At 64.7% G+C, this 21082-nt stretch carries 27 protein-coding genes; all 27 read right to left on the reverse strand.

What is annotated here, in order from left to right:
- Window positions 1–122: 122 nt before the first annotated feature.
- Window positions 123–647 (reverse strand): gamma-glutamylcyclotransferase, encoded by a 525-nt coding sequence (locus PLD04_05045; protein HXK67688.1) that lies wholly within the window; start codon window positions 645–647, stop codon window positions 123–125.
- A complete protein-coding gene (locus PLD04_05050; GenBank protein HXK67689.1) occupies window positions 644–1441 on the reverse strand; it encodes a glucosamine 6-phosphate synthetase in 798 nt (265 codons plus the stop codon). Before PLD04_05050 ends, PLD04_05045 begins: the two co-directional genes overlap by 4 nt.
- A complete protein-coding gene (locus PLD04_05055; protein HXK67690.1) occupies window positions 1426–1947 on the reverse strand; it encodes a DUF5049 domain-containing protein in 522 nt (173 codons plus the stop codon). The genes PLD04_05050 and PLD04_05055 overlap by 16 nt, the downstream gene beginning before the upstream one ends.
- A gap of 11 nt (window positions 1948–1958) precedes the next feature.
- Window positions 1959–2918, reverse strand: coding sequence for an amidoligase family protein (locus tag PLD04_05060; GenBank protein HXK67691.1), 960 nt, complete (start codon window positions 2916–2918; stop codon window positions 1959–1961).
- Window positions 2919–3167: 249 nt separating this feature from the next.
- Window positions 3168–3425, reverse strand: a complete 258-nt coding sequence (locus PLD04_05065; GenBank protein ID HXK67692.1) for a VrlD — start codon at window positions 3423–3425, stop codon at window positions 3168–3170.
- Between the two features lie 12 nt (window positions 3426–3437).
- The gene (locus PLD04_05070; GenBank protein HXK67693.1) at window positions 3438–6986 is read right to left on the reverse strand and encodes a DUF4815 domain-containing protein; all 3549 of its coding nucleotides are present in this window, start codon (window positions 6984–6986) and stop codon (window positions 3438–3440) included.
- A 15-nt stretch (window positions 6987–7001) separates the two neighbouring features.
- A complete protein-coding gene (locus tag PLD04_05075) occupies window positions 7002–7535 on the reverse strand; it encodes a hypothetical protein (protein ID HXK67694.1) in 534 nt (177 codons plus the stop codon).
- Window positions 7536–7547: 12 nt separating this feature from the next.
- Window positions 7548–8009: a hypothetical protein gene (locus PLD04_05080; GenBank protein ID HXK67695.1), complete on the reverse strand. Its 462-nt coding sequence runs from the start codon at window positions 8007–8009 to the stop codon at window positions 7548–7550.
- Window positions 7996–8127, reverse strand: a complete 132-nt coding sequence (locus PLD04_05085) for a hypothetical protein (GenBank protein ID HXK67696.1) — start codon at window positions 8125–8127, stop codon at window positions 7996–7998. The genes PLD04_05080 and PLD04_05085 overlap by 14 nt, the downstream gene beginning before the upstream one ends.
- A 4-nt stretch (window positions 8128–8131) precedes the next feature.
- Window positions 8132–9121 carry a hypothetical protein gene (locus PLD04_05090; GenBank protein ID HXK67697.1) on the reverse strand — a complete coding sequence of 330 codons (990 nt, stop codon included), beginning with the start codon at window positions 9119–9121 and terminating at the stop codon, window positions 8132–8134.
- 10 nt (window positions 9122–9131) lie between these two features.
- Window positions 9132–9725, reverse strand: coding sequence for a hypothetical protein (locus PLD04_05095; protein HXK67698.1), 594 nt, complete (start codon window positions 9723–9725; stop codon window positions 9132–9134).
- Between the two features lie 10 nt (window positions 9726–9735).
- On the reverse strand, window positions 9736–11310 hold the full coding sequence (locus PLD04_05100; protein ID HXK67699.1) for a phage tail protein: 1575 nt from the start codon (window positions 11308–11310) through the stop codon (window positions 9736–9738).
- Window positions 11310–12719 carry a baseplate J/gp47 family protein gene (locus PLD04_05105; GenBank protein ID HXK67700.1) on the reverse strand — a complete coding sequence of 470 codons (1410 nt, stop codon included), beginning with the start codon at window positions 12717–12719 and terminating at the stop codon, window positions 11310–11312. The genes PLD04_05100 and PLD04_05105 overlap by 1 nt, the downstream gene beginning before the upstream one ends.
- 99 nt (window positions 12720–12818) lie before the next feature.
- The gene (locus tag PLD04_05110) at window positions 12819–13736 is read right to left on the reverse strand and encodes a GPW/gp25 family protein (GenBank protein HXK67701.1); all 918 of its coding nucleotides are present in this window, start codon (window positions 13734–13736) and stop codon (window positions 12819–12821) included.
- Entirely contained in the window at window positions 13736–14626 is an 891-nt protein-coding gene (locus tag PLD04_05115) for a hypothetical protein (GenBank protein ID HXK67702.1), read from the reverse strand. Before PLD04_05115 ends, PLD04_05110 begins: the two co-directional genes overlap by 1 nt.
- A 12-nt stretch (window positions 14627–14638) precedes the next feature.
- The gene (locus tag PLD04_05120; protein ID HXK67703.1) at window positions 14639–15649 is read right to left on the reverse strand and encodes a hypothetical protein; all 1011 of its coding nucleotides are present in this window, start codon (window positions 15647–15649) and stop codon (window positions 14639–14641) included.
- Window positions 15646–15954, reverse strand: a complete 309-nt coding sequence (locus PLD04_05125; GenBank protein HXK67704.1) for a hypothetical protein — start codon at window positions 15952–15954, stop codon at window positions 15646–15648. Before PLD04_05125 ends, PLD04_05120 begins: the two co-directional genes overlap by 4 nt.
- A gap of 10 nt (window positions 15955–15964) precedes the next feature.
- The gene (locus tag PLD04_05130; GenBank protein HXK67705.1) at window positions 15965–16228 is read right to left on the reverse strand and encodes a PAAR domain-containing protein; all 264 of its coding nucleotides are present in this window, start codon (window positions 16226–16228) and stop codon (window positions 15965–15967) included.
- On the reverse strand, window positions 16225–16599 hold the full coding sequence (locus PLD04_05135; protein HXK67706.1) for a hypothetical protein: 375 nt from the start codon (window positions 16597–16599) through the stop codon (window positions 16225–16227). The genes PLD04_05130 and PLD04_05135 overlap by 4 nt, the downstream gene beginning before the upstream one ends.
- Before the next feature lie 12 nt (window positions 16600–16611).
- Window positions 16612–17661, reverse strand: coding sequence for a phage baseplate assembly protein V (locus tag PLD04_05140; GenBank protein ID HXK67707.1), 1050 nt, complete (start codon window positions 17659–17661; stop codon window positions 16612–16614).
- Window positions 17654–18073, reverse strand: coding sequence for a DUF1353 domain-containing protein (locus PLD04_05145; protein HXK67708.1), 420 nt, complete (start codon window positions 18071–18073; stop codon window positions 17654–17656). Before PLD04_05145 ends, PLD04_05140 begins: the two co-directional genes overlap by 8 nt.
- Window positions 18070–18444, reverse strand: coding sequence for a D-Ala-D-Ala carboxypeptidase family metallohydrolase (locus PLD04_05150; GenBank protein ID HXK67709.1), 375 nt, complete (start codon window positions 18442–18444; stop codon window positions 18070–18072). The genes PLD04_05145 and PLD04_05150 overlap by 4 nt, the downstream gene beginning before the upstream one ends.
- Window positions 18437–19720, reverse strand: coding sequence for a phage late control D family protein (locus tag PLD04_05155; protein ID HXK67710.1), 1284 nt, complete (start codon window positions 19718–19720; stop codon window positions 18437–18439). Before PLD04_05155 ends, PLD04_05150 begins: the two co-directional genes overlap by 8 nt.
- 66 nt (window positions 19721–19786) lie before the next feature.
- The gene (locus PLD04_05160; GenBank protein ID HXK67711.1) at window positions 19787–20077 is read right to left on the reverse strand and encodes a hypothetical protein; all 291 of its coding nucleotides are present in this window, start codon (window positions 20075–20077) and stop codon (window positions 19787–19789) included.
- A complete protein-coding gene (locus tag PLD04_05165) occupies window positions 20074–20544 on the reverse strand; it encodes a hypothetical protein (protein ID HXK67712.1) in 471 nt (156 codons plus the stop codon). The genes PLD04_05160 and PLD04_05165 overlap by 4 nt, the downstream gene beginning before the upstream one ends.
- A 3-nt stretch (window positions 20545–20547) precedes the next feature.
- Window positions 20548–20859 carry a hypothetical protein gene (locus PLD04_05170; GenBank protein ID HXK67713.1) on the reverse strand — a complete coding sequence of 104 codons (312 nt, stop codon included), beginning with the start codon at window positions 20857–20859 and terminating at the stop codon, window positions 20548–20550.
- Window positions 20860–20867: 8 nt separating this feature from the next.
- Window positions 20868–21082: hypothetical protein (locus PLD04_05175; protein ID HXK67714.1), on the reverse strand; the 215-nt coding region annotated here is incomplete at its 5' end.

Below are 21082 nucleotides of genomic sequence, written 5' to 3' on the forward strand. Positions count from 1 at the left end.
CACGCCAGAGGCGGTAACGGGGATGCTGGGCGCAACCTCCCCAACTTAAAACAACCTCTAATATATTTAGGCAGGGGCCGATTGTCAAACGCTTTCGTCCGTATAAGGCCGCAAAGATCTGCTCACGTGCGTAACCACTGGCCACTGGCGACTCTTTCCGCGTAAGGCGGGCATGGCATCCAATAGGTCCAGGCTGGAATCGAGGTGCGCCCGCATAGCACCGCCACCATCACCCGCTGGTACATGCTGTGCCCGCCGGGCCGGAAGCCTTCCAGCCGGTCGATGGGCGGCAGGTCGCGTTGCGGGTCGGTGAAGGTCACCAGTTCCCCATGGATCAGATCCCAGTCCCCGGTCGGGCGTCCAAAGCGCGGCGTGCCGATCTCCTGCTGTCTGCGGGCATCGGTCAGTGGATCGGCGCTGCCCCGGGCCAGGATCAGTCCCTCCGGCACCTCGATAGCCGGGAAACCGGCGTGGAGATGGTAGAGCCTGCCCCAGACCACGGCCGGTTCGATACTGCGGGCCTGGGCGCAGAAGCGTTGATGGTTCCAGTAGCCCCGTTTCAGGGTGCCGTAGACGAAGAGCCGGAGGATGGTCTCGGGACTGTCTTCCGGGTTTGTGTTCAGCTTCGCGGTGTCTCCAATGTTCATGCATTCACTCCTTCGGGCAGTGTCCCTTTGCGCTCCTGGGGGATGAAGCGGAATTCGCTGTTTTCGATGGCCCGCACATCCTCGTGGCGGATGGTGAGCATGGTCATGGGCGGCACCTCCAGCTCGCGCCAGCCCTTCTCGTTGTCCACGGCAAAGTCGATAAAGGCGGCCTCCGAGGCGTAGAGCACCACCCGGTGCTGGCGGTGGATGCGCAGGCAGAGCGGCTTGTTGCCCTTGAGCACGGTGATGGTGCCGGGGTCGAGGCGTGAGGCCAGCACGGCGCTCATCTGGCCGCGACAGAGGGCGAGCGCCTTCTTCAGGCCCTCCTGGTCGATGGGGCCTTCGGGCGCGAAGCGGTCGGCCAGGCGGAAGATCAGCTCGCTATCCACCTCGGCGTAGCGCGGCAGACCGAGACGGCGGAACAGGTGGTCGGCGTTGTAGATGGTGCCGTTGTGGGTGCCGATGACGATCCCGGCCCGGATGGGATGGTTGTTGCGGTTGTTGAACTCGTTGCCCCGGGTGCGCCAGCGGGTGTGGCCCATGAGGATGGTGGTCTCGTTGTCGACCTGCCCGAGCAGCTCCTGGAACGGCTTCTCGTAGACCAGCTCGTGCGCCCGCATCGGCCGCTTGAAGATGCGGTGGCTGCCGTCGGTCTTGAGCCAGGCCAGACCGGAGGCGTGCGGGCCGCGCTCCTCGCTGTGCAGCAGCATGCGGATGAAGACCTCGCGCAGGTAATCCCGCTCGTCGGGCCGTCTGCGCTTGCGGCCGAAGATGATGCCTACTTGTCCGCACATGGAGCCGGGTCCTCCTTGCCGCCGAAGTTCTTGCCGAGCGGTCTCGTCCCTTCGAGGACGAAGGCCGCGTATTCGCGCCGGTGGTCCGCCAGCCACTCGGCCACCTCCGGGTAGCCCATCTCGGCGGTCAGCCGGGTCACCTCCGGGTGGTCGAGCATGTTGGTGCGCCCGGAGAGCCGCACCGTCTCCAGGGCTTCGAGGAAGCGTTCCGGCCAGGGATCGCTGGCCTTGTCGTCGGGCAGGAACTCGATCAGGCCGTGCCGGGCCAGACGGGTGAGAAACTCGGCGGCCGCAGCGGCGGCGTCTTCCGGCAATGGCTGGGTCGGCCCGCCTTCGATGCCGGAGAGCACCTCGGTCATGTAGTCCCGGGGCGCTCGGCTGGCGGTAAACGGCGTCTGGCCGCGCATCAGCTCGACAACTTCGAGGCAGTCGGCGGCCTGCAGGGTTTCCCCGCTGCCGGGGATCGGTTCGCCGTCCAGCGTGGTGGAGCGGATCAGAATCTTCATGGGGCACCTCCTTAAACAGTGAGGCCGGGAACTTGCCCGGCCTCGTTGGTGAGAGTGGTGGTTGTTTCGTCCGGGAGGACGTCCTCCGGTTTGGGCCGTCCGTTCTTGAAGGCGGCGTCGCCGGGCATGTTGGCCATCAGATGCTTGCGGGCGGTCTTGAACTCGTCGCCGATCAGGCCGAGGTGGAGCAGGAAGACCCGGAAGTCGTACTTGGCGCTCTGGGGATCGAAATCCCGCTTGCGGCTGGAGGCGGCCCGGCCATTGAGCGCCTTGGCGGCGACGGCGAGGCAGAACTGCAGGTAGGCCTTGATCCGCCCTGCGTGGAGGGTCGCCTCGAACCAGCGGAACTCCACCGTGCCCCGGTACCAGACGTTGTGCAGGTTGACCCCGTGGTAGCGGCTGTTGTCGTAGTGCTGGGGCTGGCGGTTGTGGTAGCCGTACCAGATGCGGTTGAGCTGGTCCTTGGTGCGGGGGCGATGCTGTTCGATGCGCTGGATCAGCTCGTCGCTGACCGGCCGGGTGTAGCGGTTGAGCCGGTCGCGGCTGATGCCGAGGGCGTGGAGGATCAGCGGCTCCTGCTTGTAGATGATCTTGGCCAGGTTACCCAGGTGCCTGCCGTCGAAGGGCGCGGCGTCGATATGGATGTGGATGCCGCACTGGCTGTTGATCTTGCCTCCGGCGCGGCGGATGGCCCGGACCACCTCCTGCAGTTGCGGGATATCGTCGTAGCCGAGCACCGGGCTGACCACCTCGGCCCGCAGATGGGCCGGGACGCTGGTCAGGGAGGCGTCCCCCACCACCTTCCAAACGCGGCCGCGCAGGTCCTCGACCTCCCAGGGGTCATAGCTGCTGGGGATGCCGACATGGCGGACCGTGCCGCCCACCACCGAGTGGATGGCCCAGGCGATCTGTTCCCGGGTGCGTTTTACGGTCTCGATCTCGATCCCGTAGTGGATCTCTTTCAGGTTCATGCGTGCCTCCGTCGTTCATGGCGCTTCTAAGTCGTTGTCTGGCAAGGCTTTTTAGCCTCCGCTTACACCATGAATGAATGCTTCTTTCCGGACACAAATCAAGTAGAAGAACAGCCGAAGCCGACATTTAACACGTTTATTTTCAATGACTTGCGAGTTTGGCCGGATTGGGCGGCGCACAGGCGGCAGAAACCCCGGAACGGGCTGGCCGTATCCGGGGTTTCTGGGTTGGCGGTGGCAGTGAGCCGGTCAGCCGGAAGCGGTTTCGCCGGTGATCAGGCTGGCGTGCAGCTCGAGGTTGCGCGACTCGTCGGCCCGCATCCGCGCCAGCAGCGCCGTGAAGGCCTCCGCTTCTTCGGCCGGGAGCTTAGATGCCCGTTCCAGCCGCGCCAGGCGCTGGTGCAGATTCTCCAGCAGGCCCAGGGCGTGGTCGCGGATCAGGCCGTCGCGCTTCTCCTGCGGCGTGGGGATGAACTCGGTCAGGCCGCCTTTGCGTCGAACGATCATGGCCGTGCCTCCTTAGCTCAGGGTCGCGCCCAGCGAATGGATGCGCGGGTAGATCAGCGGCGTGCCGGTCATCTCGGCCTTGTAGCGGACCTTGTTGCCGGTGTTGTCGGTGAAGGTGCGCACCAGGGTGTACTCGGTCCAGTTCTCGTCGATGGGCCGGGTGTCCTGGATGGTCATCGCCTCCCAGGTCAGGCCGCCGTCGTTGCTGGCGAACCATTGCAGGGTGGTGCCGCTGGGGATTTGCATCTGCACATAGGCCTTGGTCGATTCCACCCCCTGGGTCAGCTCGTTCTCGCGGGTCAGGTAGGCCCCGGTGGTCTTGTTGAGGTAGCCCACCAGGTTGACGTCGCGGAAGTTGATGGCCGGGGTGTCGTTGGAAAGCGAGCTGCTCAGGCGCACGCGGATCTGGACCCGGGTGGCGAGGTTGGGCAGCCGTTCCTCCTCGGCGGGAACCATGGCGTCCCAGGTCACGCCGCCGTCGGTGGAGTATTCCCAGTCGAGGCCGGTGCCCTGGGGGATGGCCGAGTATTCGTCGAGGTTGATGTCGGAGAACTGCACGCCGGTGATCGGCTGGAAGCGGATCATGCCCTCGGACTGAAAGTTGTAGCCGTAGATCTTCATCGCCAGGTCGGAGCCGTTGAGCGGCGTCCAGGTCTCGGCGTTGGAGCTCTCCAGCAGCACGCCCTCCATGTAGGTCTGCCGGGTGATGATGCCCCAGCGGCCCATCTTGCCGAGGGTGGCGGTGCGCACCTTGTAATTGGTGCTGTTGGTCAGCAGCACCACGGAATAGCTGGTGTTGGCCTCGGCGTAGAACGGGTCGTCGAAGCGAATGCGGGTCTCGCCGCTCAGGCTGATCTCGTTCGGGGCCAGCACCTTCTCGGCGAACACCACGCCGTTGGGCAGACCGGTGGTGACGCCGCGAATCTGCACCGTGACCGGGATGCTCGGGTCCCTGGCGGTGAACTGCAGTCCGATGCTGGAGATCACCTGGTTTTGGGTGAAGCTGAAGGTCTGGGCCAGCGGGTCGCGGGGCACGAAGATGGTCTGGGTGCGCCAGACCACCTGCACCACGGGCACGCGGATGATGCGGTTCTCGATGATGCGCTCGATGCGGGTGATGACCAGCGGATCGTTGATCTGCAGGCTGGCCCGGGCCGAGTAGACGCCGTCGGCCATCTCCACGATGCGGTTGCCGTTGCGGGCGTTGGTCGGAATGGTGAAGGAGGCGCTGACCCGACCGGCCTCGTCGCTGATCAGGTTGCTGGCCATCACCTGGCCGTCGCAGCGCAGCACGATGCCGGATTTGCTCGGGGTGAAGTTGATGCCGGTGACGGCGATGCCGGTCTGGCCGCGCCGCCCGAGGTTGGGCGTGATCTGCAGCATGGCCGGGGGCTTGTCGAACACGGCATAGGGGTTGATGTTGCGCTCCTCGGACCAGTCGTTCTGTTCCACCAGCACGGTCTCGTTGCCCGGCAGCAGCGCCAGGCTGCCGAAGAAGCTGGCGTTGCTGCCCGCCTGATCGACCGAGAGCACCGTGGAGTGCGGAATGCGGTCCGGCGCGACGAAACGGGCGATCTCGTTGACCCGGGCGTCCCATTCGGCGTGGTAGATGTCCGACTGGGCGGTGTTCGAGAAGTCGTCCGAGTAGATGCCTTTCTTGGTCTGGGCGTCCCGGTTCTGCAGCTCGTTGTTCATCTGGTACTGGGCGTCGTTGTACTTCAGGTCCTCGACGTCCTGAATGATGTCGTGGATCTGGTCCATGGTGATGCGGGTCAGGCCGAAGTTGCGGATCTCCATGTCGGTGGAGTTGGGCGGGCAGTCGATGCTGCACAGCCCCAGGGCGTTTTCCGGCACGATGGGCAGCTTCGGGAAATCCGCCGGAGCCCCTTCCAGCCGCTTGATCTCGGTGGTGGTGGCGTAAACGATGTCGCGGCGGCCGAGGTAATAGTCGTAGTCCAGGCTGCAGTTGGAGCCGTTCACCGGCTGGTCGCCGAGGCTGCCGCGCCCGAAGTTGATCACGTTGAGGTTGCCCAGCTCGAGCTGCACCGGCGACATGGTGAGTCCGGCCGTGTTGGTGGCCGGAGGCGAAGCGGTGCCGATCTCCTCGACGCCGTCGTCGACGTAGGAGAGCGCCTCGCTGCCCAGTTCCATCAGGCGCTTGTAGTCGGTGCGTGCGCCGTTGGTGGCGGCCCGGTAGACGCGATAGCCGGTCGCGCCGCTGACCGGCAGCCAGGAGAGCTTGTTCATCTCCCCGGCGGCGGTGGCCCGGGCAACGACCGCAGCGGCGTTGAAGGCCGTCTCGCCGGTGGCGTTGTAGGCGGTCACCAGATAGAAATAGTTTCCGGCCGCCGGATGGTTGGCCTGTCCGAACCAGCCGCTGTCCACGTAGTCGGTGCCCTTGACCATCTGCTTGGTGTAGGTCCAGCGCACCGTGTAGGTGGTGCCGATGGCCGGTTCGTTGCCGGAGCCGAGCCAGTCGACATGGTTGCCCGACTGCTGCCAGTCCACGCCCTCCTGGAAGATGGTCGCCCCCTGGCTGACCTCGAGGATGTCCACGACGGGATTGGGGTCGAGCAGGTCTTCGCCGCCGCCCACCGAGCCGCGAGTGACGTTGCGGGTGATCTCGACGATGGCCTCCACCTGGGTCGTCTCCTTGAGCGGCGTGGAGTTGACCGGATAGCGGCGCTTGTTGATGTCGAAGGTCTTCTGCTCGCCGCGCACCGACTTGGTGGCGATGGATTTGGGCACCAGGGTCGAGGTGGGCAGATCGCGCTGATGCCGGAAGCCCTGGATGTAGGCGCGTCCGGCGTTGGTGATCGCCTCCACGCTGTCGTCGTCGACGCCGCCGATGAAGGTGTCGAAGCCCCGCACCAGATAGCTTCCGGCCTGGTCGAAGGTGCGCTCGGCGAGATTCTGAATCAGGGAATTGAGCCCCTCGGCGGCGGCGAATGAGAGCTGGTCCTCGGTGATCGAGGAGACGGTGATCCGGCTGCCCGGCAGCGTGCCCAGCAGATCCCGCAGGTAGAGGTTGGACTTCTCCTGCACCGTGGGCGTGACGTCTCCGCTCTCGCGGTCGAACTTGTAGATCGGGATCACCCGGCGCTCGGCCACGTTGTTGGGCAGCGTCTGGCCGCTGGTATCCGTCGCCTTGAGAGAGAGAACCCATTTTTCCCGCTCGGCGGTAGGCTCGCCGGTGGCCGGATTGATCAGGGCCGGGTCCTGGGTGTAGCCGTAGTTGTATTTCAGCAGCTCCACATAAACGTAATCGGCTCCGCTGGTGGTGGCCGGATCATAGGTCAGGGTCGCGCCGCTCACCTGTTCCAGATGGCCGTCGATGTAGACCACGCCCGGGGCCAGGGTCAGGACGTTGGCGGCCGCGCTGACCTCGAGGCCCATGATGATGGAGCCTTCCTTGAACAGGATGTCGGCGATCTTGCGCCGCTCCAGGTTGATGATGTCCTGCTGCTCGTTGAGTTCGGAATCCAGCAGGTCGCGATCCTGATGGTAGCGGATGCGCTTGTAGTTCTTGGTCGGGTCGAATGTCTCGCGTGAGATGCTCATGTTTGAATCCTCCAGTTAGATCTTGATGATCCCGACCAGCTCCACGCGGGTGTCGGAAATCTTGTTGAAGTCGGGAATGTTCTTCACCTCGTACAGGTAGCCCGGACGCAGCACCTCGCCGGTCGGGTTGGTGTCCTGATGGAACACGCCGCCCATGGCGAGATCCCCGGTGACGCTTTGCACGTACTGCACGTCGCCGCCGAAGAAGCCGTATTCGCGGATGGTGATGCCGTTGGCCTCGGCCTCGTCGAAGCGGAAGAAGACGCCGATGGTGTTGGTCTCCTCGCCGGTTTCGAGGTAGCGCACGCCGTTGACCAGCAGCGCCCCTTCGGCGTCCTCCTTGAGGAAGGTCCGCTTGTAGTAGCGCTTGCGGGCGCGTTCGTTTCTGAGCCCGGTCTGGCCGATGTCCGGCGCGGGCGGATTCTGCGGGTCGGTGAAGCTGGCATCCCCGTCGCCGATGGCGCAGTGGGTGATGCCGTCCACGGCCTGGCCGAGGAGGAGTTTGGCCGTCAGTATCCGGCCGGTTTTGACGATGAGTCCCAGTGCCATTGCTGTTCTCCTTTAGGTCTGAATTTCGTGGTCTTGATCGATGAGCACCGCGAACAGGATCTGGCGCGTGTCGGCCAGCAGCCCGGCCGGGATCGCGATGCGCTGAACGGTGTCGGATCGGCTGATGTGTGCGCCGGACGTCCGGACGCTGGTGTCGATGCTCCGCAGCCAGGGGCGCGTCACCCGCACCGCCGCGTCGGCATCGACGCCCAGACGGCCATGGACGACGAGCCACAGGTCGGAGCTCCGGTTCAGGCGGTTGTTCACGCGAAGCGCGAGGTCGGATCGACGTTCGAGCCGATGGGCGACCCGCATTGCGCTGTCGGCCCGGACCATCACCGTGCGCCTGGCCGGTGCCCCGGAAAACAGCTCGAAAAGCGCTCCGGGTTGAGCCGCTCCAATGGCGAGCAGTTCCGGCAGCCGTGTGCCTCTGCGGGTGGTGATGGATGCCAGTTGTCCCTTATGCACGGCCACGGAGAATCCTCCCGCTGAGCTTGAGCGCCTGGCCACGGTTCATGGACACAAGCGTTTCCGGACGACGCTGGCCGGTGATCGTGGTGATGGGTTTGAGCTTTCCGCTATGCGTTGCCATGACGTTATTCCTTCACCGCGCACCAGCCGCCGGTGGTCAGGTTGAACACGCGGTAGCTGTCCGTTCCGATTTGAATGGTGTCTTCCGAGGCGACGTTGCCGCCGCCCACGGAGAAGATCTCGATGAGTTCGCCGCGCAGTTCCTGGTAGGCAGCGGAACCGGACATCGAGGCGAGCCAGGGAAAGAGGATGGTGGTGCCGTAGCGCATCTCCGGATCGGTTTCGCCCTGGAGACCGCCGTTGGCCGCGCCGCAGCGGCCCTGCTGGCCGGAGGCGGAGGTCCAGCCGTCGAACTTGTTCACGGCGTAGAAGGTGCCCGGCGCGTTGTAGTAGCTGTTGATGACCGGCTGCGGGTCCTCGCCGATCTTGGCCCCCGAGGCGTAATCCCGAACGAGGGTTTCGACGGTGATGGTGTTCGGCGTGACGGCGGTGTCGATGGCGCTCACCCGCACGCGTTCGATGCCCGCGTCGTCCTTGATCACATAGTCCTGTCCGGGCGTGACCACGGTGGCGTCGTTGACCTGAAGCACCACGCCGCTTCCGGCGGTGACCGCCGCCTGCGTGAGCGCGACGGCCCCGGACCAGAACCGTTTCAGCAATCCGCTGTAATGGCCGTAGTAGGTGGAGACGAGCTTGGTCACCACGAAGACGTGGTCCAGGTCGGCGAACAGCCAGAAGATGAAGTCGGCGCTGTCCTCCACCCGCAGGTAGGTGTAACTGGTGTGCGAAGCCTCGTTGACGCCGGTGTGGGTGGCCGCGTCCCAATACTGGAATGCCGCGACGTGAATCCGCCCGGAGGTGGTGCTGATACGGAACTGCAGATAGACGTCCTCGGCCCCGGATTCCCCGTGCGACTTGAAGACGAAATACGGCTGCGGGTCGGCCGACTGGTCGTCGTGCAGGGTCCAGCCGGTGGTGGTCACCAGAAAGGTCCGCAGTTGATTGAGCAGGTCGAGCCGACCGTGGGCGAGTCCTTGAATGCTGTGGTATGCCATGGCGGCCTCCTTAGAGAATCGGGTTTTCCGTGCCGGTCAGGCGCAGCTTGATGTCGAGTTTGTTTTGCACCGGCGTGCCCGGGAGCACGGTGCAGCGCCGCCAGAAAGACAGCGTCTGCTGGAAGGCCTTGTCGCCGAGATTGAGCGGTGCGCCCTGGGTGGCGGTGTCGAGTCCGGCCTGGGTCAGGGCCAGGCGGTACCAGACCGATTCGTCGGTGCCGGTTTCGTCGATGGGATCGAGCACCAGCCCGGTGTAGTCGTAGCCGGAATAGACGGTCGTCCCGGCGTCGTGCGCGGCCGGAGCGGTGTTGGCCACGCCCCGCTGCACGGTGAGATTGGCGGTGCCGCCGCCGCTTTCGACGAGCATCTGCTCGCCGTCGATGATGATGAGTTCGCCGTCGGCAAAGCGCGGTTCGGCCAGGGCGATGGATGTCTGCGCAGCATCGATGGCGGAGGCGAGGCTCGTCTGCTCGTTGGCGACGTAGAGTTGCCGATCCTTGATGTCGCCGTCGGTGCCGTTGTAGCTCTCGGCCTCGGGGCGGCTGAAATCCCCCTCGGAAATCTGCTGGGTCAGCGCTTCGTCAAGATAGAGGTGAATCGCCATGGGTTCTCCTTCAGGTGGGCCACTGGGTGGCGCGATAGTTGTTGGTGGCGGCCTCGAACCCGGCCTGCGTCGGCGCGTGCAGATCCTGCTGACGGAACAGCCAACGGTAGGACGGCCGCGACCAGCGGAATCCGGCCTGGTTGAGGCGCATGCGGCTGACGCGCAGGGGGCGGGTCCGATCCACGGAGAGGCGCAGGCCGGTGGTGTTGAGCGGGCTCGCGCCCAGCTTCATGGTCTCGACCCGATGGCGCTGGAGAGAGCCCGTGTCCACGTAGACTTCAAGCGAAGCCCGTTCGCCGGTCAGATTCGCATTGCTCAGATACCGGGTGTTCAGGGTGTTCGCGTTGAGCCGGAACACAGGCCCTCTCCGCCGCCATCGGTCGATCCGGTCGACGGCCAGGGTGACGTCCGCGTCGCAGCCAGCGGTGGAGGCGAGCAGCAGATTGCTGATGCCGCCCTGGTTGGCGGTGAGATCGAGACCTTCGTTGAGCCTGGCGCGGCCAAGCTGGAAGCAGAGGCGGTGCCGGGATTCCAGGGGCAGGCGCAGGTCGTACTTGGCTTCCGCCCGTTCGACCGGTTCCGCCTGCGTGTCGAAGAAGAAATCCTTCTGCCGGAAGCAGTAGCGCAGCGCGGTCTCGCCATGGGTCAGCGGCTTGCGGTTGAGATGGCTCTCGCCCAGCCCGAAGCCGCTTTCCAGCACATCCCCTTCGAAATCGCGGCCGGTGTAGATGGGCGTGCAGAAGGAAACCCGGTCCTCGCCGACGCGGGTGTACGGCAGCCGCCAGTCGTTGAGGGCCTTGTGGTTCAGGCGCATCCGGTTCTGGCGGCCGTGAAAACGGGAGACCTTCACGGCGGCCCGGTCGATTTCCGGGAGCATCTCCGTGGTGCTGGTGAGCTGCAGCAGCTCCCAGACCCTCTGCTTGTTGGTCAGGTGACGGCAGGAACCGAGCGAGGAGCGGCCAAGGACGAAGGTCTCGTCGAGAAACGCCAGCACGATCCGGCGCACGGCGTTGGCATGCCCGAAGTCGAGCATCGCGCCGCCTTCGATCCATTCGAGGAGAAACTGGAGCCAGAAACAGCGGGTGCCCGCCGGGTGGTGAAACACCAGGGCGTCGCGCAGCCCTTCGGTCTGGTTGAGGCACAGCACGCGAAACACGCCGAGGCTGAACACCAGCCCGGGCAGCTTGGCTTTGCTGAGTCTGGAGCGGGCATTGAGACGCAGAGCCGAGCGGAAGGTCTCCTGCAGTTCCCCCTGCCAACCGAGCGCGTCAAAGTCGCGTTCGATGGCCGGGATAGTGCCCTTGCGGCGATAGATTTCGACCGCCTCCCGCACGCGGCGGCGCTGGCAGTCCGGCGAACAGGTGCCGTCCACTTCGAGGCCGACCAGTCTCGCCAGCAGCGGCAAGAAGCGTTCGTCGCAATGATCGACGTCGAAGATGGTCGGGAAGTCGTCGATGGCCTGCTTGAGCTCGTCGAGCGTTCCGGCGGGAAGGCTCAGAAAGGTGCGCAGGTCACCGGCCTCGTCGTTGTGCTCGTAAAGCGGCGGCAGCAGGCCGAGCAGATTGTCCTTGAACCAATCCGACATCAACCGGCCCTCCGCAGATCGAGGTTGACGCTGCCGAGAACCGGGATTTCGCCGTGGCGCAGCTCGATGTCCTGCTGCGGCGCGTAGAGGTGCATGTGGCTGACCCCGCGCACGCCGTCGATCAGGGCCACCAGGTCGGAGAAGTGAATGGTCTGGCCGAAGGAGACCCGGTCGAAGGAAAAGAAATCGGAGAGCGCGGCTTCGATGCGGCTGCGCACGTTTTCCAGCGGTTCACCGGGCCAGATGTAGACCTCGGCGTCGATGGAAACGGGCCGGTAGATCGGGTCGAACAGGTTGATCTCGACCGTGATGACCTTGCGGCGTTCGAGAAACTCCGCGAGGTCCCGCTTGAGCAGCGCCGAGGGCATGCCGCCGCCGTTGGGGGCGATGGCCAGTTGGACGTTGTAATAGCGGATGTTCTGGCAGGCATTGGTGTCGAGCACCTTGGCCTTGGCGACGCCGGGGTAGCCCTCGGCGAGGGCCTGGTAATCCTCCAGGGTGACGGCCTTCCAGAGACTGCGCAGCTCCGCCGGTGCCTGTCGGCGGGCGTGTTCGAGGGCTTCCCGCGAAGCGCCGCCGGTGGCGGGCACCGGGTTGGTGACGGTCAGGGGAACCTGGCCGCCGTCGAGGTAGACCGGGCTCAGCAGTTGGGTGATCCGGTTCGGACCGAGATTGCCCTGGTCTCCGATGGTCTGCAGATAGCTGACGGTGATGGCGCTTCCCTGAGCGGGTACAGCGCCGCTTTGCCCGTCGCCGAAAATCAGGGTGGAGATGTCGAGGGCGTCCAGGTCGGCCATGAAATGACGGCTGTCGGCCAGGCTGTCCTGAAAATGATCGACCTCGCTCCAGGCGTCGTCCCCCACCGTAACGGTGATGGTGCCCTGGGCGATGACGTCGCCGGTCAGGCGGAAGCGCTGGAATGGCAGGCCCGTCGACGTGAAGGTCTCGGTGCGGCGCACGCCTTGACGGGCCGGGATGTCCACCGAGAGCACGCCTCGCGGGATCAGGCCGTCCTCGACCGTCTCGAAATCCGCCTCGCCGTCATTCAGCAAGGCGCGGCAGGCCGTCCCCGCCGGAATGGTCAGGTCCTTGCCGAGCGGGGCGGAGAGCCGGAAACGCAGCGTGGTGGTGGAGGCCACCGGCGAGTCCAGCCGGTAGCCGATGAGCTTGCAGAGGTTGATGACGTTCTGGCGCTGGCGGGCCGTGGGCAGAAAGGCCTCCGCCGCCTGGGCGTCCAGGTAGTAGGCCAGCATGTCGCCCACGCCGCAGAACAGATCGAGCAGGACGACGCCGAGATCGGAGTGGTTGAAATCGGTCCAGCGGTCGGTGAGCTGCGGGATCTTCGCCAGCAGCTCCTGGCGGATCGATTCGTAATCCTTGTTGATGTATCCGATGCTTGCGCGGCCCATGGTCTCTCCGGTTTTCGGCGGTTATGCGAGAGCGCCTGATGCTCTCGCCACGCCGGTTACTTACCGGAAGGGGCCTGGATGTGTCGGAGGCGGGATGCCTCAGAGCGGGCCGCGCAGTTGCCAGACGGGATTGGGCTGCCCGGAGGTGTTGTTGAGGTAGTGGGATTCCTTCTTGCCCTCGAAATAGAACAGACCGATGCGGCCCGGCTCCAACGTGGTGATCCGGTGAACGGTGCCAGCGGCGTTGTCTTCCGCCTGGCTCTGGGTGTCGAAGCCCAGACCGCTCGCGGCCAGATAGAGGGCGTGCTCGGCCTGGGGCGCTTCCGTTTCGGGCGCTCCCTCGAAGACCAGGTAATGGCCGTGATTGTCACCCGGATCGCTGACGATCCACTTGCCGTTGCGGTCCTGAAAGGCTCCCTCGATGTAGGCGACCTCGTATTCCCCGGCTGGCCAGATGAAGGAATCGTCCGGATCGGGGCTCATCTCGGCCGCGTCGAACCAGAGCAGATTGAACAGTGAGCGCACGTCCGGCGACAGGCGCACGCTGCGCACCGGCGGCGGTTCCGGCTCGGGTTCCGGCTGGGGATAGCTGGGCGCGGGATTGTTCGGGTCTTCTCTGTAGAAGGGATAGACCAGGTTGCCGTCCACCTGGCTCTGGATCACCCGGTAGGCGATATGCACCAGCAGCAGGTTGCCGTCGATGTTCAGCGGCCGGTCGTCGAAGCGCACCTCCGTGATGATCACCCGCTTTTCCCAGCGCTTGATGGCGTCGATCACGTAATGGCGCAGCAGGCCCTTGAGCACCTCGTCGTTCTGTTCGAACACCAGATCCTTCAGCCTGGAGCCGAACTCCGGATTCATGAACCGTTCGCCGATCCGGGTGCCGAGGATCTGCAGGATGCTTTCGCGGATATGCTCGTGCTCCCGCGAGGTGGCGGTCGATACCTGGGTGCCGCCGGATACCGACTGAAACCGGAACGGGTAACGCAGCCCCTTGCCGAGAAAGTCGTAGCTCATCAGGTACGCTCCTCGCAGTCGATGCCGCACTGTCCCGAGCAGCCATTTTCCGGAGTGTCGTCGTCGATGGGTTCTCCCTGGAACCGAACCACCAGATCCAGTCCGCTCTTGAGTCCCAGGTGGATGGTTCCGTCCGCCTCGATCAGCCCGCCGTGGCCGGACTGGCCGCACTGGAATCCCTTGGCTCCGCCGGAGAGCAGACGGACAGCGATGGTTTCGCCGATGCCCTCGATGCGGCCGATGCCGATGATGTCGATAGGTCCGGCCGGGTTGATCAGGGTGATGAACCGCTCCCGGTGATCGACGTCGAGGCGGATGCCCTCGGGCAGAACCACCGCGAAGCGTTCCGCGCCCATGGCGGTCGGCTCGATCCCGGCAGGCAGTCCGCTGATACCGGCTGCCTCCTGGGTCGAACGCAGATAGGACTCGACCAGGGTGTAAAGGCGTCCCGGGGCGACCTCGACGGCCGTGCCGGGTCCGGGGGTGATGACCTGCTGTTCCCCGCCGTCGATAACGCAGATTCGCTGGTCGTCCGTGGTTCGCAGGATCATGCCGTCGGGCAAGGTGAAGAGCCGGTTGCCATCCGGCAGATCCCGGGGTTCGGTGCCCGCAGGCAGTTCGACGAAGGGATAGAAATCGGGCTCCGGCTCGATCTGTACCTGGTCCAGGTACTCCTGGGTCCTGGCCTGCTGGGCCTCCAGATAGGCCTGGGCCTGGCCACGCATCGCCTCCGAGGCGGCGTGACCGGCCTCCAGCAACGTGCGGATGCCGGAAAGCTCCTCACGGATGCCGGACAGGTGATCGCAGAGCGCCCGCAGCACATACTGCTGTTCGCCGGAATCGGTTTGTTCGATGGTGGCCTGCAAGTCGGCGGGTTCTTCGGAAATCATGGACAACCTCCATTACATGCCGACATTGGCGGGTTGGGATTGATAGCTCATGGCGTTGACCGGCGTCACTGTTCCGGTCGCGCCGTCGATTTCGAACACGGTCCAGACCGTGCCCGGGGCGTTGGGAACGGTGAAGGTCTGCTCACGGCCATCGCTCAGGAACACTTTCACCGTGGCTCCGGACTGCGCCAGGCCGGTGCTCGGATTGGCGTTGCGGTTGGTGTAGTCGTGGACCGCGTAGCGGTAGACGCCGGGGATGAGCCGATGGATGGTGATGGTCTCCGGCCCGTAGGAACTGGTGTCGTCCACGTCCAATTCCGCCGCCTCGTTTTCGATGGTGTGGGAATAGAACACATGGAATCGACCGCCCGATGGCGTCGGTCCGGTGAGATGGGAATCGAGATCCCGGGGGTTGAGGCCCCACTGCAACACGATGCGGGCGACCTGGCCGTCGAGTTCGGGCGAGAGAACGATCTGAATGTCGCCGGAGGTGTTGGGGTCGGCGTTCACCCAGCCATGCCAGGCGATGTATCCCGGCGCGGTGACCTCCACGTAATAGAATCCCTCGGGTACGGACAGCTCGAATCCGCCATAGGCGTTGGCGAAGGTCTGGAACGCCGCCGGGCCGGTTTCCGAGCGGCGGAATTCGATCAGCGCGTTGCCGACGCCGCTGGTGTTGAGGGCGTTGACTACCGTGCCGCTGAGGAAGACCGATGCTCCGCTGGCAAAGTCCGGGTGGTCGGCGAACCAGGACGGATCGCGGACCTCCACCAGAACATGGCGGAGGCTGTCCCGGACCGAGGATCGCCAGACCATGAGCACGGCATTGCCGATGGTCCAGCCGCAGCGAACGACACCGTCCGGCCCGATCTCCGCGACCTCCGGGTTGCTGGAGGCAAAGACCGGGGCGTCCACGTCGCCGCGCAGGGAGAGCGGAACCCGTTGCTCGAACTCGCCAGCGGAGAGCCGGATGGAGCGAGGCTGAACCTCCCAGTGGCTATAGTCTGGCGCGGTATCCGTCATGAAGGAACCTCCACCGGTGCGGAGACGCCGCCGCCATAGACCTCGACCTGGACGTGACGCAGGCTGAGCCGCTCGGGCGAATCCCAGACCAGGATCATGGCCGCCCCGGGAACGAAGCCGCACTCGACATTGCCGTCCTCATCGACACTGGCCACGTCGGGATTGGACGATTCGAACACCGGCGCTTCGGGTAGACCACGGATCGAGAGCGGAATGCGCTGGACGAATGGGGATCGCGAGACCCGGATCAGTTTCGGGAAGACATCCCAGTAGTGCGGTTCCTGCGGCTGTTCGAGATTGTTCATCGCGTCCCCCTCAGTTGTCGATGGTGTCGGGACTGCCGGTGACGATGATGGCTCCGCAGGCGGTGATGTCGCCGATGCGGGCGTTGGGCAATCCTTCGGTGATGGTGTCGAAGCTGCCGGTCACGATGGGCGTCACGCCATGCCCCGGGATGGGACAGACGTGCAGATCCCCCATGCGGGCCACCGCCATGCCGTTGTCCAGCGTCCGGCTCGCCCCGGTAATGATGACGCCGCCGTGACTGCTGATGTCGCCGAGTCGCGCCTGGGAGCTCATGGGTTCACCTTCAGCAGCAGATGGATCAGAAAGCCGACGAGTCCGCCGATGGTGCTGCCGATGGTCAATACCAGGCCGACGATCTTCCACATGGTCTCGGTCCCCATCTTGGAGCCGACCCGGGCGTGCAGCCGGTCGATCTCCTCGGCGTGCCGGTGCAGATCGGAATAGATCGAGCGGACCAGCACCTCGACGTTTTCCTTGTCCGATTTCTTCTCGATTTCACGCTCGATCTTCTCGAGGCGGTCCTGGATTTCCCGGCGGTGGTTTTCGAGGATGCTGCGGAATTCCTCCCGCCAATGCTCGAAGGTCCGGGCCAGCAATTCCTCGCTGGCCGAGAGTCCGGAGGGCGTTGTTGTTCTTTCTCCCATGCAATGATTCCTTCAGGTGTTGATCAAGACGGTGTTCGTCGAGCGAATGATGATGTTTCCGGCCACCCCATCCATGAACACGAGGCTGCCGGACTTGTCGGTGGCGCTGATGCTCTCCTGGCCGGGCGCGGCGTTCATGCGCACCACCTGACCGGCCTTGTCGGTGAGCCGGATCTGTTCGGCGGCGGCGGTGGAATCGACGAGGATTTCCTGAGTGCCGTTGAGTCCCCAGATGTGAACCTTCTCCCGGCCCTTGGTGGTGTCGATGAGGATCTTCTGCCAGCGGGAGCGGCCCTTGTCGCAGGAGAGGATGTGGACCTTCTCCTTGTCCTGCCAGGCTTCGAGGATCACCTGCTGGCGGCAGAGGTCGGTGAGCTGGATGCGGGCGCGGGAGCCGACGATCTGCGAGGCGATGTCGAGCTGGTCGCCTTTCTCGGCGTCCTTCGTGCCCCGGCGCAGGGCGTTGCCGCTCTGCATCTCGGGCTTCACCTTCCCTTCCATGGTGAGGATCTGTCCGGCGCGGTCGATGATGCGCAGCAGCTCGTCGCCGTCGCGGTCATCGGCCAGGATGGTGTGGCCGGTTTCGGTCTTGAGCAGGACCTTCAGGCGCGGGCAGTAATACGGCGGATGGCCGTGGTACTTCTTGTGTTCGAGATCGTCGTGCCGGTTGGCCTGATGCTCGACCTTGTCCTCGCAGTCATGGCAGAAGGCATTCGCGCAGGTGCGCTTGGATTCCTCGGGCTGTTCACCGGGATTGCTCTTGGCCAGCCAGACCCCGGTCCAGATCGGATACTGGACGACGCCGCCCTCGAACTCGGCCCAGACCGAGGCTCCTTCCTCGGGGACCAGGAACATGCCGGTGTCGTCGTTGCCGCCGTAGGGAAAACAGGGCGCGGCCCATTCGGACCAGTTCTCACGCCCGCTGCCGAGCACGGCGGGGATTTCCAGGCGGACCCGGCCGAGGCGTTCGGGGTCGTTGTTGTCGCGCACGAAGGCCCGGTACTTGCCGTACCAGCGGTTGCGGTAGCGCTCCTCGGATTGACGGTCGCGGGTTTCAAGCATGCTCCGTCTCCCGCTTTCGACTGGCGTTCCAGGCCAGCCAGCCGCCCAGGCGAACCGCCCAATACATGACCTGCCGTTTCCACAGAGGCACGCCCAGGGCCGCCATCAGTTCGAGAAAGACGCGGTCGGCCGCAAGCCGCGAGACCTTGCCGGTGTGGTAGAGGTAGTCGTGAACGACGGCCGCCGGGGAATATCGTCCCCAGGGCGGCACCACGCGCCAGAACAGGCGCGGCACCGAGGCGAAGTCGGTCTCGAACCCGGCGGGCACTTCGATGATGCGGCCAGCGCCGGTGCGGACACGGAACGGCTGGGTCAGCCTCGCGGTCATTCCATTGGGCAGGATCTCCACCCGAAGAGGCCCGGACAGTCCCAGCGCGGTGCCCGAAAACAGGGTCTTGGTTTCGGCGCTCATGACCGCCACCTCGCCTTGCCCGACTGGCGCACGTCGAGATGGACCCAGGAGGCGTAGACGCCGATGCCGCCCTCGCGGAAGAGAGGAATCTCCTCGGCGATGACCGCCAGTTCCTCGGGCGAAACGCCTGCGGGACAGCTCACGTCGGCCGCCATGCCCAGCGTGTGGAAACTCTGCTCCGCGCCGCCCACCGCCTTGTTGTGCCGGTTGCAGCGAAAGCCGCTGGTGATGGACAGCGGTTTGCCGATGCGGTCGCGCAGCGTCTGCAGGGCGTCGACCAGGTCGGGATGGACCGCAGCCGAATGGCCGCAGCAGTTCGTGCCTTTGCAGGCGAATTCCGAACGGTTGAAATTCTTGCTGAGATCACCCATTGCCGCCTCCTTGTGTGACCGCGCCGGAATCCGCGTCGATGGTCACCATGGCTGGCGGCTCGTTTTGCGGTGTGGGCGGGGCCTCCTTGTCGTTGGGTTTGCCCTGGGACTCGGCGGACTTGTCGCCCGCGCCCTTGCCGAGGGCGTTCTTCTTGAGTTTGAGTTCGCAGAGATAGCCAGCGCCGCTGATGCTGTGGCGCACCGAGTGGCAGTAGTAGATGCCGGAAAACTTCCGTCCCACGCCCTTGATCTCGACGTTCTTCTTGGCGCGTAGCTGGGGAATGCCGATGGTGGCCGCATCCGCCTCGACCTGCCGCAGCTCGGCCTCGCGGAATTTGCCTTCGGCGCTGTCCTGGGCGGGCTCCTGGCGCGGCTCTTCGTGAAAGCCTTCGGAACGGTCGAAGCTGGGCACGATCTGCCCCGTCTCCTGTTCCTTGAAGCTGCCTTCGCCGGTGTTGCCGTCGACCAGATAGGTCTGCTTGCCCAGGGCCGTCCGCTCGGGCGTGGTGGCGTTGTTGGCCTTGTGCTCGACCACGTCCTTCTTGCGCGGGTCGACGCCGACCGTCTTGGTCTCGACACCCGCGCCCTTGGCTCCCTGGGATTGTGTGCTGGGGCGGAACGAGCGCAGCAGGCCCTTGGTGTCGGTGAAATATTCGAGGGTCAGAAGCGGCGTCTGGTCGAGCTCGCGGGGATGGAAATGGAGTTCGTCGTCCTGGATGTAGAAGACATAGCCGCTCACGCCGTCGCCATCGCGGTCGCGGGCCTTTTCCGCCAGCTCCTTGAGGAACTGGGCGTCCGAGATGTTGCTCTGGGTGACGCGGAGATGGGTTCCCTTGGTGGCCGTGACCACCGGGGTGAGGCCGTTGGCGGCGGCGACTTGTTCGGCGATTTCCGAATAGAGGATGCCGGGAGCGGGTTTCTGCCAGACTTTCTGGTTCTCCTTGCCCGCCAGTTTGAAGCCCTTGTCGTAGGCCTTGATGCGGATGGTCGGATCGCCGTTTTCCGGGAAGTCGTAATCGATGTCCTTGATGACCGCCTTCTTGCGCGGAGAGAGGTTCCCCACGTAGCCGAAGCGGGCCACGATCTCGTTGCCTTCCTGGAACAGCGGATCGTCGACGAACTGCAGGTTGCGGTCGGTCACCGACAGTTCGAGAACATCCAGCTCCTCCTCGTTGTCGGTGAAGACGAACGAGGTGATCTCCTGGGTGATGTCCTTCGAGAGGTCTTGCCCCTCGATCTGAATCAGAAATGTCGGCTTGAAGGTATCCAGATCCATGCGTCTCTCCGGCGGTTCGCAGTTCCCTGCTTACTTACCGGAAGGCATGGCGAGGTGTCGGACGCTTCAGTCGAGCAGGCGCATTTGGACGTGTTCGCGAGAGGGAATGCGCAGGGCCAGGCCGGGCTCGAGCGCCAACGGGAAAAAGAGGTCGTTGTAGTCGCAGATGATCCACCAGAGCCGGGCGTTACCCAGATAGCGGTGCGCGAGCAGATCCAGACGGTCGCCCTCGACTACGGTGTGCAGGCGGTCGTCATATCTCGGAGTAGTGTCGATGCGCTGGCGCATGCCGAGGGAGGTACCGTCACTGTCCCGGTAGAGAACGCAGCGGGCGTATCGGGAATCGCGGCCGATCATGAACGTACCTCCGACCAGTTGATGGAACGGTCCACATATTCCTCGAGGACGATGTCCACCTCGGCCCGTTGCGGCAGCAGGTTGTCCCGGTCGAACAGGCCGAAGAACCGCGCCTTCACCTGCCGGACGATGCAGGTCACGCCCGGGTAGAGATCGCCGAAGATGAGCAGCACACGGTGCGGCGCGTTCTTGAGCATGGTTCCGGCGTGTTCCGGATATTGCAGCGAGCGGAGCCAGTCGACCTTCTGTTTGACCGGCCCCTTGAACAGCTCGACCTTGAAGGCGATCCGGCGCGGTTCCCCGGCGACGTACTGGTAGCGCGGGTGGCTCATGCCGGGGATCTTGATCGTCGCGTAGTCGGTCGACTTCTCGTCGCTGATGGAGTTGGGGTTGTACTGGAATTCGAGCCGCTCCCCCGTGTCGGCGTCCACCAGATATCCCTTGATGGGCTGTTGATCCCAGGCCATTGCTTACACCTCGGCGATCTCGAGGATCGGCTTGCCCAGTTGTCCGGCCCGGTCGAGTTCCCGCCGCATGCCGCTGGAAATGCCGTTGCCGGTGAACGCCCACACCTCGTCGCAACATTCCATGTAGGCCAGGCCGCAGGCGATGCCCGTCTCCCGCTGCTCGGGAACGCTGTCGTCGGTGAAGGTCGGATACAGCAGATGCGGCGCGAACGGCGCGTGACCGCTTCTCATGACCTGGCGGCAAAGCGCCTCGGCGACCTTGACGTTTCGGGCTATGTCACCCGCGAACGGGCTGCAGACAAAGATGCGTTTCATCGGTCCTCTCAAAGTGTTTCGTAGTTTCTGATCTTCCGCTCCCGAAGATCCTTGTAGACGGCCTCGGCCACCTTCCGGCCATCGATGTTGGTGGTCACGCTCAGTTCCACCGGGCGGTCGGCCAGGCCATCGAGGCGCGAGAGCAGCGATTCCAGCAGCTCACGCAGACCCGGACCGGCTTCCTCTCCGCGCATGGGTGTCGCGGGAGCGGTGCGAGCCGGAG

The organism is Thermoanaerobaculia bacterium, assembly GCA_035593605.1.
GTDB lineage: Bacteria > Acidobacteriota > Thermoanaerobaculia > UBA2201 > DAOSWS01 > DAOSWS01.

What these genes read in the sequence shown, in the direction of transcription:
- PLD04_05170 (HXK67713.1), bottom strand. Translation starts at nt 20,859, where the DNA reads ATGAAACGCATCTTTGTCTGCAGCCCGTTCGCGGGTGACATAGCCCGA.
- PLD04_05050 (HXK67689.1), bottom strand. Translation starts at nt 1,441, where the DNA reads ATGTGCGGACAAGTAGGCATCATCTTCGGCCGCAAGCGCAGACGGCCC.
- PLD04_05130 (HXK67705.1), bottom strand. Translation starts at nt 16,228, where the DNA reads ATGAGCTCCCAGGCGCGACTCGGCGACATCAGCAGTCACGGCGGCGTC.
- PLD04_05145 (HXK67708.1), bottom strand. Translation starts at nt 18,073, where the DNA reads ATGAGCGCCGAAACCAAGACCCTGTTTTCGGGCACCGCGCTGGGACTG.
- PLD04_05070 (HXK67693.1), bottom strand. Translation starts at nt 6,986, where the DNA reads ATGAGCATCTCACGCGAGACATTCGACCCGACCAAGAACTACAAGCGC.
- PLD04_05150 (HXK67709.1), bottom strand. Translation starts at nt 18,444, where the DNA reads ATGGGTGATCTCAGCAAGAATTTCAACCGTTCGGAATTCGCCTGCAAA.
- PLD04_05100 (HXK67699.1), bottom strand. Translation starts at nt 11,310, where the DNA reads ATGTCGGATTGGTTCAAGGACAATCTGCTCGGCCTGCTGCCGCCGCTT.
- PLD04_05135 (HXK67706.1), bottom strand. Translation starts at nt 16,599, where the DNA reads ATGGGAGAAAGAACAACAACGCCCTCCGGACTCTCGGCCAGCGAGGAA.
- PLD04_05165 (HXK67712.1), bottom strand. Translation starts at nt 20,544, where the DNA reads ATGGCCTGGGATCAACAGCCCATCAAGGGATATCTGGTGGACGCCGAC.
- PLD04_05110 (HXK67701.1), bottom strand. Translation starts at nt 13,736, where the DNA reads ATGAGCTACGACTTTCTCGGCAAGGGGCTGCGTTACCCGTTCCGGTTT.
- PLD04_05140 (HXK67707.1), bottom strand. Translation starts at nt 17,661, where the DNA reads ATGCTTGAAACCCGCGACCGTCAATCCGAGGAGCGCTACCGCAACCGC.
- PLD04_05075 (HXK67694.1), bottom strand. Translation starts at nt 7,535, where the DNA reads ATGGCACTGGGACTCATCGTCAAAACCGGCCGGATACTGACGGCCAAA.
- PLD04_05065 (HXK67692.1), bottom strand. Translation starts at nt 3,425, where the DNA reads ATGATCGTTCGACGCAAAGGCGGCCTGACCGAGTTCATCCCCACGCCG.
- PLD04_05060 (HXK67691.1), bottom strand. Translation starts at nt 2,918, where the DNA reads ATGAACCTGAAAGAGATCCACTACGGGATCGAGATCGAGACCGTAAAA.
- PLD04_05120 (HXK67703.1), bottom strand. Translation starts at nt 15,649, where the DNA reads ATGACGGATACCGCGCCAGACTATAGCCACTGGGAGGTTCAGCCTCGC.
- PLD04_05055 (HXK67690.1), bottom strand. Translation starts at nt 1,947, where the DNA reads ATGAAGATTCTGATCCGCTCCACCACGCTGGACGGCGAACCGATCCCC.
- PLD04_05105 (HXK67700.1), bottom strand. Translation starts at nt 12,719, where the DNA reads ATGGGCCGCGCAAGCATCGGATACATCAACAAGGATTACGAATCGATC.
- PLD04_05155 (HXK67710.1), bottom strand. Translation starts at nt 19,720, where the DNA reads ATGGATCTGGATACCTTCAAGCCGACATTTCTGATTCAGATCGAGGGG.
- PLD04_05090 (HXK67697.1), bottom strand. Translation starts at nt 9,121, where the DNA reads ATGGCATACCACAGCATTCAAGGACTCGCCCACGGTCGGCTCGACCTG.
- PLD04_05085 (HXK67696.1), bottom strand. Translation starts at nt 8,127, where the DNA reads ATGGCAACGCATAGCGGAAAGCTCAAACCCATCACCACGATCACCGGC.
- PLD04_05125 (HXK67704.1), bottom strand. Translation starts at nt 15,954, where the DNA reads ATGAACAATCTCGAACAGCCGCAGGAACCGCACTACTGGGATGTCTTC.
- PLD04_05115 (HXK67702.1), bottom strand. Translation starts at nt 14,626, where the DNA reads ATGATTTCCGAAGAACCCGCCGACTTGCAGGCCACCATCGAACAAACC.
- PLD04_05160 (HXK67711.1), bottom strand. Translation starts at nt 20,077, where the DNA reads ATGATCGGCCGCGATTCCCGATACGCCCGCTGCGTTCTCTACCGGGAC.
- PLD04_05045 (HXK67688.1), bottom strand. Translation starts at nt 647, where the DNA reads ATGAACATTGGAGACACCGCGAAGCTGAACACAAACCCGGAAGACAGT.
- PLD04_05095 (HXK67698.1), bottom strand. Translation starts at nt 9,725, where the DNA reads ATGGCGATTCACCTCTATCTTGACGAAGCGCTGACCCAGCAGATTTCC.